General features: G+C 37.4%; 6 protein-coding genes and 1 tRNA gene. 3 read left to right on the top strand and 4 right to left on the bottom strand.

Annotated elements, in window-relative coordinates; translation table 11 throughout:
• Nucleotides 1–632 precede the first annotated feature (632 nt).
• Complete coding sequence (gene bchI, locus F6K27_RS06885) at nt 633–1,739, bottom strand: magnesium chelatase ATPase subunit I (RefSeq protein ID WP_375339655.1); 1,107 nt, start codon at nt 1,737–1,739, stop codon at nt 633–635.
• Nucleotides 1,740–2,526: 787 nt separating this feature from the next.
• On the opposite strand from bchI, the gene dapB reads away from it, so the two are divergent.
• A complete protein-coding gene (gene dapB, locus F6K27_RS06880; protein WP_287272964.1) occupies nt 2,527–3,354 on the top strand; it encodes a 4-hydroxy-tetrahydrodipicolinate reductase in 828 nt (275 codons plus the stop codon).
• 1 nt (nt 3,355) lies between these two features.
• Here the strand turns inward: dapB and F6K27_RS06875 are convergent, their stop codons facing one another.
• Both F6K27_RS06875 and F6K27_RS06870 read right to left on the bottom strand, forming a co-directional pair.
• On the bottom strand, nt 3,356–4,309 hold the full coding sequence (locus F6K27_RS06875) for a hypothetical protein (protein WP_287273068.1): 954 nt from the start codon (nt 4,307–4,309) through the stop codon (nt 3,356–3,358).
• 369 nt (nt 4,310–4,678) lie between these two features.
• Entirely contained in the window at nt 4,679–5,350 is a 672-nt protein-coding gene (locus F6K27_RS06870) for an Npun_F0813 family protein (protein WP_287272962.1), read from the bottom strand.
• 1,076 nt (nt 5,351–6,426) lie between these two features.
• Between F6K27_RS06870 and F6K27_RS06865 the strand changes: the two genes are divergently transcribed.
• Both F6K27_RS06865 and F6K27_RS06860 read left to right on the top strand, forming a co-directional pair.
• Nucleotides 6,427–6,500 (top strand) — tRNA-Arg (locus F6K27_RS06865).
• Nucleotides 6,501–7,569: 1,069 nt separating this feature from the next.
• The gene (locus F6K27_RS06860) at nt 7,570–7,782 is read left to right on the top strand and encodes a DUF2862 domain-containing protein (RefSeq protein ID WP_287273066.1); all 213 of its coding nucleotides are present in this window, start codon (nt 7,570–7,572) and stop codon (nt 7,780–7,782) included.
• 337 nt (nt 7,783–8,119) lie between these two features.
• Here the strand turns inward: F6K27_RS06860 and nrdJ are convergent, their stop codons facing one another.
• Complete coding sequence (nrdJ, locus tag F6K27_RS06855) at nt 8,120–12,712, bottom strand: ribonucleoside-triphosphate reductase, adenosylcobalamin-dependent (RefSeq protein ID WP_287272961.1); 4,593 nt, start codon at nt 12,710–12,712, stop codon at nt 8,120–8,122.
• Nucleotides 12,713–12,859: the final 147 nt, after the last annotated feature.

Below are 12,859 nucleotides of genomic sequence, written 5' to 3'. Positions count from 1 at the left end.
TCAAAGCTGAAGTAATGTCAACCATTCTTGCACGGTTTGCGGGTGGTCTTCATGTCAAATTTCTATTCCTTTTATAATGGCATAATTGACGCGATCGCTGATTTTTTTATTAATTTGTTTTGGTTCTACTAATAGGTAATAGCTCATATTTAGCTTGTTTTCCCGTCAGTTTAAAAACCAATTTTTATAGCCATTTACTGCGAAGTTGCTGTCAGTAAATGGCTATAAAAAGCATTAATAGCCATAGCCATATTTTAACAACTAAATTTTCGTTTTGTCAGCAGGACTATGCTGAAGGCTAATATGAAATCCGGTTAAACAGTTCTCATTACAACCGAAGAGAAGCAATCTTGCCCCACATGAGATTGCTTCCTTCCACTCCGTTCCAGTCGTAATGACGAATACAGTGACTAATTACCAGGATTCTATATAACTGCTAATCGCTCTATCAAAAGATTTAGTATTTTTAATTATCGGAAAAATTACCCATAATTTAATCAAAATAGGAGAAGCACTGATACAAGTTTTTCATAATTGTTAAATAGCTAATTTTTCACCTCAAAAAAATCGCTTTTATCAATCTGCTTCTCCCTAAAAAATTCAACTACAATTAACGAAGATTAATTCTTAAATTATCCTTCTACCTCTGCTAATCCAAAGACTCGATTAAAAACCTTCTTTACCTTATCACCCGAATCAATACTTTCCAATGGATCTTTTCGTAGTCGATGTCGTAAACACATTGTAATCACACGACCAATATCTTCCACCGTCACTTCTGTCTTACCCTCAAAAGCAGCTAAAGCTTTTGCTGCACGGTTAGTTACAATATCTCCCCGTAAACCATCCACATCTAACTCAGAGCAAACTTGAGAAATTTTCACTCGTAAATCATAATCAACTTCCACTGATTTCAGCTTTTGTTGAGCTTCTACAAGCTTATCCTGTAATTCTTCCTGTTGTGTTTGGTAATTTAATAAAAATTCTTGAGAATTTTGGTCAAAAGCTGAACGTTGTTCAACAATTTGGACTCGTAATGAAGGGTCTTTAACAGTCCTAATTTCCGCGTGCATTCCAAATCTGTCCAGTAATTGAGGTCGTAATTCCCCTTCTTCTGGATTTCCCGAACCCACAAGCACAAAACGAGCAGGATGACGAATAGAAATACCTTCCCTTTCTACAGTATTCCACCCACTGGCTGCTGAGTCAAGCAAGACATCAACCAAATGGTCATCTAAAAGATTAACCTCATCAACATATAAAATGCCACGGTTTGCCTTAGCTAATAATCCAGGTTCAAAAGCCTTGACCCCTTCTGATAAAGCCTTTTCAATATCAATAGTACCACAGACCCGGTCCTCAGTAGCACCTAATGGTAAGTCCACCATTTGGACTTTTCTTTTCACTGTGGCAATTTCTTGCTGTTGTGCCAATCTATCTTGCACAGAATCGCTCATTAGATCGGGGTCTTGAGGATCGCTGTTGAAAGGATCGTCTAGAACAATGTCAATTTCTGGGAGCAGATCGGCTAAAGCACGGATAGTAGTAGATTTACCTGTGCCACGATCGCCCATAATCATCACACCCCCTATTTTGGGGTCAATTACATTTAATAACAAGGCCAGTTTCATTTCTTCCTGGCCGACAATTGCAGTGAAGGGAAAAACAGCCCGAATTCTTGGGACGGCTGGTTTAACTGATGTATTTACCGTATTATTGGCTTGAGCGATTGGACTCACAGTAGACTCTAAATTCTGATTACTAATTTTTATTTTTGCACATTGACGGACAATTAGAGCTTCTTACTGTACTTTTATCTATAATCTATAATGTAAGGGAATAGATGAACAGAAATGTCTGTGCCATATTTGCGTAGCGCTATAGATAAAGTACTAGTGTATAAATTTAGAGAAAAACTTGAAGAAGATATTAGGTTTTAGGTGTCAGGAGAAATAATTAATTTAGTAAGAGGTCTTTAAGACACGAAGCTGCAAAACTCGGTATCCACTATAAATTCAAGACAATCAAATGAATGATTTGATGGGGGTCATAATTTTGAATAGATAATTCTTTCGTGACGTTATCTCTCGTTAAGCTAGCGCTATAACCAGGGATTCCCTTGCTCACGGAAAAGGGCTTCCTGTTTCAAAGGTTGAGCATCCTCTTCACCTCCAAAGGCTGCAACAATGAGACCCACCGCCGTTTTGTACTGTCCAGTTCTGTACTTACCTAGCTACCTTCAAGATTTTACTTTCTTACGGAAATTACTAGGACTCCTGAGTTGAACCCCAGAGCTTGAGTTGTCTCAGTTTTGCAATCAGGTGCGTATTACCGCTACTCCTGATAACATTAACTATAGGATAATTGAAGTTACTTTACTGTAGAGATGAGTTTTTTTTGCAGGTCGCGATTCCCCTCCCGTTAAATCGAAGATTATAACGGCAGACCCCTTGCGACATTTAGTTAGCAAATAAAATGATCTAAAATGCTTATGTTCACTCCTAGTATCTAGTATTGATAGAAATTATGACAAGCCAAAGTTCTACTCCTGTAATTGTTAATGGTGCTGCGGGCAAGATGGGCCGTGAAGTAATAAAAGCTGTAGCAAATGCTAGTGACATGACTCTTTTTGGTGCAATAGAGCGCCAACCTGAGTATGTTGGTCAAGATGCTGGCGAATTGTGTGGTTGTGGAGAGCTAGAAGTGCCAGTGATTAATGATTTACAGGGGATGTTAGTCATGGCCGCCCAGGAAAAACAACCAGCAGTAATGGTTGATTTTACTCACCCAGATAGTGTTTATGAAAATGTTCGTTCTGCTATTGCTTATGGTGTCAGACCAGTGGTAGGAACTACAGGTCTTAGTCAAGAGCAAATTCAGGACTTAGCAGAATTTGCAGAAAAAGCCAGTATTGGTACACTGATAATTCCTAATTTCTCTATTGGTATGGTTTTGCTCCAACAAGCAGCGATCGCCGCTTCCCAGCATTTCGATCATGTAGAAATTATTGAGTTACACCACAATCAAAAAGCTGATGCTCCTAGTGGTACTGCAATTAAAACTGCAGAAATGTTATCAGAGCTAGGAAAAACTTACAATGTACCTAATGTTGAAGAAACAGAAAAAATAGAAGGGGCCAGAGGTTGTTTAGCAGAGGAAGGAATTCGGATTCATAGTGTACGCTTACCTGGTTTAATTGCTCATCAAGAAGTAATATTCGGTGGGCCTGGTCAAATTTATACTTTACGACACGATACAACAGATAGGTCTTGCTATATGCCTGGAGTTTTATTAGCCATTCGTAAAATTCAATCTTTAACCAAACTAATCTATGGCTTAGAAAAGCTGCTTTAAACTAAGAACTACTGCGTCTACTACGTCTACTTTGGCGAGAACGAGTTGAAATATCGTATTCTAAAACTGCACCTATTCCAAACAAAATCGCAGTAAATACAAAAAATACCTCTAATAAACCCCCACTTTCATAATCTCCTTCAATGCGGGAATCTGACCACTTAAAATACATATCAGCAATGTAAAGTGAAAATGTAGCAGCAGCAATCATCCGCCAAGACTGAGAAAAACGTCCACCCCAAAAAGCTAGAAGTAAAGCAGTAGCAATAATTAGTAAAAATACATCGGCAATGACATAAAACAAGTTTATGCTATAAGCAAATGGTTCTAACTTCTGATCTATACTTAGTACCCAAGACGGAGCCAAATTAGCCGATACTTCTTCTATATCTACCTCTTCTAAGACTGAAGTATCTGGACTAGATAATATACCAAAAAATGAAGGTTCAGCGACCCAAATAGCCAAAGCAACTCCTGCAACTGCTACTCCAGCTAAAACTCCCCACTGCCAAAATTCTAGATTTAGCCGTTTAGAAGTGACAGCTAAAGTCATACCCCAACCAATGAACAGGTAAGAAAAAATGTAGAAAATATCTGCTAGTGAAACATCGGGGTCTAGTTCCCAAAGTAGTTCCCAACAACCAAAAACCACACCAGCAATAAAGTAGAATAATAATCCTAAACCAATGCCCATCCATACATTGCGCCCACTAACCATTTGAGGACTTTGCCAATTTCTAAAGCAAACTATAGAAGCTAATAAGTAAGCTCCCAGTTCAAATATGTAAGTACCAACAGAGTACCAAAAAGGTAATTCTTCCCCTGGTAAAGGTACACTAAACAGGAGAAAAAATAATAGGGCAAGTACACCCCAAATAAGACCAGTAATTACAATAGTCTGGGCTGAGAATAAAGACTTAGTAAGGGTAGATGATTTTTCTGAAGTGCTGCTCATAGGAATATTCTCATCAAGCTTAACTTTGAACACATATTTTATCTCCATTTTTCACCATTTTTAGTCTTTTTTTGAGATTTATCAAAGGTATTAAGGAGATAAAAATAGACTTACTTTATTTTTTTGACCGATCGATATTAAAGAAATAGACTTTTTTCATCAATCAAATTTAAATTAATGAATTTAACCTAGTCTTAATCAAGATTGGACAAAAAAAATATTGATAGACTATTTGATTTTAAATGCTGTTTAAACATATAAATACAATCTGATGCCAAACTTATTATGTAGCAACATTTTATTTAATTTAGAGCGACCAATATCAATTTTTAACCTAACTCCAGAAGTGATACTGGCAAACTTTTTAAATTACTTTATTGCCCATTGTTTACCTTCAGGAAATTGATTCAGCCAAGCCATAAACTGAGTTTTATCAGAACTAGACATAGATTCTAAGATTTCATCAATACCTTCAGCAAAATTGGAATTACCAAAATATTCTTCACCTAAATGATGGACTTCTTGCAGTAAAGTATATAGATGAACTTCCCGCCAAGAAGGTAGTGGTAATTTTTTCACAGGATCGACAGTTAACAAAGCTTTAGTTGCATCAGGAGAATCAGTGTTAGGAAAGTTTCTTTTCTGAAGAAGTTTGGTAAAATCCTTGTGAAAGGACTTTGCCTGTCGATTACCTAATAAATCTTCTACATCAAAGTAAAGAGCTTGCACTAGCAACAAACAACCTTGAATAAAAGAAGGAGTAATGGCATCCTCATCTTTTGAGTCTTCATTACTAAGTTGCTCTAAGCGGATTTTTCCCCAAACACTATATCGATCGGGTTCCTCTAGTAAAACACAAGCTTTACCACGATTATCTGTTAAATCCCGCCAGAAGGATCTAGCTTCTTCAGCTTGCTCGGCCTTAAAAAGACTGATTAAGCGAAAACTTTGCCCTTGATAACTAAGAATAGGGATCTGTTGATCCTTTTTTGGGTGTTGAATACTTGTAATTTCAACATCTTGCCTTTTCAGAATAAACATGACACTTTACATTCGACTCCCATAATCACCTGGGGTACTATTGGTGTAATTGTAATCTGTTTTATATTTGCTAAAATTTGTTCACAAATACTTCCTGTTTCTAGCTAGAAGTGTCGGCACCACCTAGTCCACAGGGTTTAACTGTCACACCTGACCACCAATCAAAAACACGATCTGACAAAGATAGAAATTTTTTTCCCTAGTTAGAATAGGTTTTATCAGCTTTCAAAGCATTTAGTAGATTCTTACCAATAATTTAATTAATAAATCCTCTGACATAGATTTAATTTTATATATATAATAACTGTGATTTTCTATAAAAATACTACAGGTATTTTAGTAAGCACAACTTTAAGCTATACTTGGCACGGATACAACTTGTGATTTTTCAATCTATAAATGGTAGTGGTAAATAAGTAATAATTTTTACAGCTTACCTCCTGACTATGACAAGGATCTACTAATAAATATCCTTACATATTTATCACTACCCTATAAATAATATAACTCCCTCAAGCAAAAGCTAAAATTGTGGACTTATAAAGTATAGATATATTAAGTTAGTATGAGAGACTTACCATACTTTATCGGTAGTGTAATGTTTAAGAATTATCTCACCCCTTCCCTGATTACCGTGTGTGAAATTTTTCCATCACCAGACATAGTATATTTTTACAGATTTTCTCTTATACGATTACAATACTGGATTTACAAGTTTTCAAGTATCTTGCTCCTAAATATATTAATAACTGTCTAGATCAAATTTCTGGGAAATAAGGCCATAATTCATCTGAAACTGCTCTACTGAAATTTTTGTGTGGGCTTCTTCGAGAACAAGCTATAGGTATTTTTACCTCAATGGACTACATATATAATAAATTCTACTCTCAGCACGAGTGTATTCTGCCCGATCCTCATAATCAAAATACTAGCGATCGCCGGATTTAGTATTTCTAGTCCATTTACTCTCAAGACACTTGTACTTAATTAATCTAAATATCAAAGATCGACTTGCGTATTTGGAGATTTGCCAAGTAGAATAATAAAGAGTAATCTCAATCTCATAGTTTAAAATTGGGTGCGTAACTCAGTTGGATAGAGTAGCGACCTTCTAAGTCGCGAGCCGCAGGTTCGAATCCTGCCGCACCCGTAGATACTGAATTTAAAAAAATCCTAGATACAGCAAGTGTTTTAGGCTTTCTCTAAAAATGATCAAACATAATTTTCATCCTACATTCCGCACTTGAAAGCGTAATATAAAGGGATAGTAGTCAGTAGTCATTATTTAGTAGTCATTAGTTAGTAGTCAGTAGGGAATGATGGTGGCTAATTATCTGGCTCCATCAAGTATTTCTGCTTAATTTATTCAATTTAATTTGGCTTTTGTCTGAGTTAAATGATGATTTATAGACTATAAATACTGAGCAACCCACTGATGTTTGTGGTACTTTTTATATGACAAATTGATGTGCGGAATCTGAGTTTTATTTAAATCATTTATCATTTTTTATTAATCTTCGGTGGAGGGTAGTAGGGAATAGGGAATTGGGAATAACTGCTATTTAACCCCTTGACTATTGGGTTTAATACTTCACACTTCACCTGGAGTACGCCAATTGTCATAGATATTTAATGCCCATAATAATTACCCAGATTTCTATGATTAGTTTGATGATAATTTTTGCTCGTCAAAACTCTAGGAGAAGCTCTAAATATTGAGATGACACAAATTATGTAGATATGAGAATTTAAGCAGCAGTGCTATATTGCAGGTCAAAGTTTGCTTAGGACATTCTCAAATTCTTATACCAAGCGTGAAAAAAGAATGTTATGAATAATAAGTGCGATAGAATTAAGTTCTGCTGAGACGAACAAAAGATTTTAGAGGAGATGTCCCTTTGACGAAAAAGATAATTTATATCATGTCCGGATAATTAGTTATAAAAAAATTTTCTCCTTTTTCTCCTCTTCCTTCTTCTTCCCTGCTGACTCGGTCCTCCTGTACGTCGCCAATCCGGCGGCTTCCCCACCTGACTCCTAATAAATAACCTAGTTATTTGTAGCAAACATTTATCAAATTAATATTATACCTCAATCATAGAAATAATTTGGCTTTTGACCTTTTCTATTAGACTTTTGGTTTATACTATAGAACTGTGCTCAAGCACTAATTTCATATAAACTGTGGATTGATTCATACCACTAGGAGAACATCGTAAATAAAAATGGAAATAGGTCAGAAAGTAAAAGTAAAAGGTATCAGACAACAGCCTATACCACCCGCAGCTATAATTGACCAACTGAAGAAAAATCCAATTGGTACAATAAAGGAATTCAGAATGGTAGACGGTAGTGGAATTGGCTTTTGGGTCGAATTTGAAGAAAACATAGGTACTTGGTTTTTTGAAGAGGAATTAATACCTATCTCTTAACAGATGCTATAGCAGAAGGAAGAAGGCAGAAGGCAGAAGGCAGAAGGCAGAAGGCAGAAGGCAGAAGGAAAAATCTGGCATTGTCTGAGTTTTCAGCTTTTGATATGTCCTCTCCTTTCCTTCGACTGCTATAAAAGTAGAGCATTAGGGATAATACCGATAAAGGATAAAAAAAGTATTGCTGTCAGTATAAAATCCTATCATAAATTACTTATCCCTGTTAGAGCGGGAGCAAGATGCTCCCACTGGCTATACCATTACAATGCACTAATACCAAACATTGTAGGGTGGACAGATATGAAAGATATCCAGCCATAAATCCCTACAGCTACAAATTTTAGTTAACTTGCGGTTCCGAACCCTTCAATTCACAAACCATTCCAGAACAAGCGGGATCTTGAGGTCCTATCTCTGGTAACTCACTCGCTAACACATAACCATTCATCAACTCGGAAAAATTATCAGACTTACGCCGTTGCAACACATCCCCTTGCATTTTTTCATATTCCTCCTGAGAGATACGTTCAAATGGCAACCGAGGGAACGGTGCATCAAACCGCGCTAACAATGCTGACGAAATATAACCCTCGTCATCACGAATTGCTTCATAAATGCGTGTTCCCAAAGGTTCAATTTCTGCTTCCGTTAATAAAATGGTGCTACTGCTATTATGAGTCGTCCAATGTTTTTGTACTCCCATGTAAAAATCAAACATAGAAGTAGCGCTAAACTTCTCAATAGCAATCTCTTCAACCCCAGGTAAATCTATCCAAGATACCTGTACTGGAATTTCTACTAACCATTCTTTAGCCCGATCGTCAAAAGGATCGTTCAGTAAATTTCCATTTTCATCTTTGCTTGACTGCCCTGGAATTACAGAATAACCATAGTCAAGACAAGCTAATGCTACGGGGTCATTTTTGGCAAAAGTAATGCGTCGCACCCACCGCAACCCAAAAGGTGGATGCCAACCGGGAGCAGCGTTTGTTAACAGAGACTTAGTGCCACTAGGTTGAACTGTTGTACAACGGTTTGGACGTTTAAGGTTGTGGCGATCGCAATAATCCCACACTACCTGATGTACTATTTCGCGCCAACGGGTCAAATATTCTGCTTCCTTTTGTTTAAACTCTAGACCTTGAATAGTTGCGGGACGACCTGCTTGCCACCAATGCAACCATTCAATGCCAAAAGCTTTTACAAAAAAGTCAAATAAACCAGTAAAAGAAACACCTACAATAGGGTCTAATTCTCGACTAGAATTATAGCGAGGTTCGAGGAATTTATGGTTTAGTAAAGTTGCCACAGAAAGGGCGCCAGCAGTAAAAGCTTCCTCCTGTTCTTTATGGTTATTTGGGTCAATTTGATTCAGATGAATTTCTGACAAGTTGCAGTGGAAGTTAGAGCCAATTATTTCTCCACAATTGTGAGTTAAACAACCATTAGCAATGAAAGAATTAGTTAAAGGAACGTGCAAATCATAAACAACTTCTTCTCCAAATTCTTCAACTTTTTTCACCTTTGAAGTAAACTTAGAATTAATAGTTGACTCACAATAATTAGGCAATGGTTTTTTTAACCATTTTTCAGCTTTAATATTCTTACTTGGCGATTGTGGAAAGCCGATTAATTCTTGAAATAAATTGAAGTTAAAAGTAGAGATAAATAATCCATAACTGCCTCGATCTAAGCTAATTTTCTCAGTCCCATCAACAGTGGTATAAGGTACACCTCTGTAACCTTCTTTCCTAATTAATCGAACTGTACTAATAATTCCTAAATTAGATAGAATTAATTGAATTTGTTGGAGTAGTTTTTCCGAAACCATGGCTAATTTAATTCTTCTGGAATCTTTATCTACTGTGCCATCTGCACTAAAAATTCCTTGTAAAAAGCCAATTAAAACTTCCTGAGATTGACTCAGAAAATTATTAGGAAGTTCTTCTTTTCCGACTATATCTAAATCGGCAAAAAACTTTTCTAATTTAGGAGATTGAGTTCGGAATTCATAGACTCCTTTATGCAGTGTAGTTACATATTCTCTTCCTGTAATTGATGCAACCGCTTTGCCTACAATATTGTTGGCAGTTTCATACTCATCTTGGTTAAAAACAAACCCTTTAGCAAAGTGGTCTTGCTTCCTTCCATGACCATTACTACGAGCTTTTATCCTAACATTATATCCATCTCCATACCACCAACCAAGCATTTGAGCTTGAGCAACAGAAATAGTACCTTTGCCAAAATAACCTGCTCCTCTCTGAACATAAATATTGTCATCATTAGTTAAATCTTGAGTGCTAACCCAACCTCGACTCGTAAAATGTTGATGGTCTGCTGTACATCGCATTTGCATTCCATTAGTCAGCATAATTTTGTAGGTAGTTTTAACTCCCGTCGCAAAAGCGATCGCATCCGTTAACTTCACACCAGATAAACCGACAGAACGCAAATCCACCAATGCTTTAAATTGTTTACCTACCAAATCCTGAATCGGAATTAACCCTTGGTCTGTAGAAACTAAAGTATCCCCAGAATGGCAAGGATTTAACCCTAATCTTGCTAACCGATGTTCCAGTTCATCATTACTAATATTTGGATAGTGTTCTTGAAACCATTTTTTGGCATTATCTTCTCCATAAGCTTTCAAGAAATCTCTCTTTATTTCTGTGGTTGAAAGTAAATCCCGATTAGCACGAGCAACTGCTTCACCAGCCCACTGAATCGCACCTTCACCAGAATAAAACTGTTTTCTCACTGCCTCAACACATTCTTCTAATGTTGGTTTGTGATGGAAAACATGAGTATGATTTGCCATTCGCAAAGCATCTCTATTCGGATCGATACCCCAGTTACCATCTTCATCTTGTCGCCAGAGATTATCCTTCGCTACAGCAAAGAGGCGATCGCTACTATTGCCCTGCCTCATTCCGGCACTGTTCGCTACTAAAATTCCCTGACAAACAAATTCATGGATACTGGCAACTTCAATATCATAAGTTGATGCTTCTCTCACATCCATCTCAACTTTTTTCACTTTTACCGGAATCAAATCTGTAGCATCGGCGATCAAGTTCTTGACAATGCGAACCATCATCTGCTTGCGCTTATTCCAATCAAAAGTATTCACTAAAGGTTGAGCCATTTCCCTGGGAAACCCGTGATCGTGGAAAAATTTAGGTCGCTTACGTTTTTGCTCTGGAAACTGAGTAGAGTAAGTCATCATTACTTTTTCTACTGCTTCAAAAGCACTCTCACCTACAGTTACTAACTCACCTTCCCATTTTCCTGTTCGCTTGCGCACCGAACCACACAATCTCGTGGTGATTCCTAAAGATGCGTATAATGCTTGCACCTGTTGCAGAAAATCTTGGTAAACTGAAGCTACCAGTACACCCTGAGAATGACAACCATCTGCGTCTGCTAAACCAGCTAAATAAGCTTGACGAATTTCTGTTGTTCCCATCAGAATACAGTCAGGAATCGTAATAGAAGTAAATGACTGTTTAAACTGTGAAAGATATTTATTCAGAATGCTGCTATTTAACTGAAGTTCATAAGCTTTGGTTTTACATTGTTCTGGGGTTCTCAGTGTATGTGTTTCCAAACCAAATTCTTGAGCAACATTAATCAGTCGTTCCAGAATTTCCGGACTATCCTGGGGAACCCAAAACCTGACTTGCCATCCATCTGAAGCAACCGATCCATCTCCATGCAAATATCCCAGAAAATAAGCAACCTCATTGGTAAGAGCAGGTACTGTTATTGCTTTAGCACCATGGGAGGTTACACCTTTTAACTCAGGGAGTTCGGTGGGAGTACCAGGTATTGCTTGAGGCACAAAAATCAAGCGATCGCCCTCTTGCAAGTCTTTAGCTTTTATCATTTTATAGTTACCATACAAATCTTGCAGCACGGCAACTTTATGATCGGCAGTACATTCAAAATATCCGTCTTCTGTTTGAATGCGACATAAAGACTGAGTACCCTGAACGAAGAAATTTGTCACAGGGTAAAATCCTTTGCTGGTTAAGACGCGATCGCCTATCCGAATTTTTTCAATGGGTACTAACCCTGATGCTGTATGTACTAAAGCACCTTCAGGTAAACAGCGGCGAATATTTCCGGCGACAATTGTGACTGCTGCTTCGTCAATTAGCAGGCAACACTCCACAGAATTTAATTGCCGCCCAATTGCTTGATTTAAAATATTCCCACAACGTTGATACAAGTCTGGCAATTTCACCGGGTTGGCAACACCACCAAATCCTTTTAACTGTTCTCCCGCAGGTCTAACATCGCTCAAATCAATAATGACTTTGACTTCACCGGAAAATCGTTCATCGGTTGACAATTCTAACAAAGCTTGATATGAACCTACCCAACCTTGACGACTGTCTCCAACATAAATTTCTACCTGGTCTCCATCAAATTTTAGTTCTGTCAACTCCCGACGTAATTCAGCAGGAGTAGAACCAATTTCACCCCGCAATATCAGATTTAAGTGATTTCTAATTGGTGGCAGTTGATTTATATAATCTCCTTCTAATACTGCTCCAGTACCGCAACCCATCATTGCTAAGTCCATTAATAGACCAAAGGCACGCCAGTCCATTATATTTGTGGACGAACAATTGTAGGCCCCCGAAAAATTTTGTGGTTGTGTAATCCATTCTGTGCCACCGACCCACAACCAACGGCCAGAGGACATGGCTTTTAGTTGACTTTGCATCCGATACAGTAAGTCCGTTTCTTCCGGGGTAAGTTGACCTAATTTTCTCAGGCCATTAATTGTGCGATCGCATACTTCGACCCAAGTCTCACGGCCATTTTCTGTTTTACGGCTATAAGTTCGATAAAATACTGGATTAGCAGTGGGAGCTGTTTCTGGGAACTCCCTATGATCTACTTTTTCTAGTTCTCGTACCATAGTTAAATAGAAAATAGAATTTTTTGGAAATAAGCAACAAATTACGAGTGTAGCGATTTTTTATATATAGCGTCAAATTTTTGACAAATTTACCAAATTACTCTATATTTTGCGTTTTTTGTTTTTAGAGGTGGAATTAGAATTGAA

The sequence above is a fragment of the Okeania sp. SIO2F5 genome, from assembly GCF_010692685.1.
Lineage (GTDB): Bacteria > Cyanobacteriota > Cyanobacteriia > Cyanobacteriales > Microcoleaceae > Okeania > Okeania hirsuta.
This window is presented reverse-complemented; position numbering and strand designations above follow the sequence as displayed.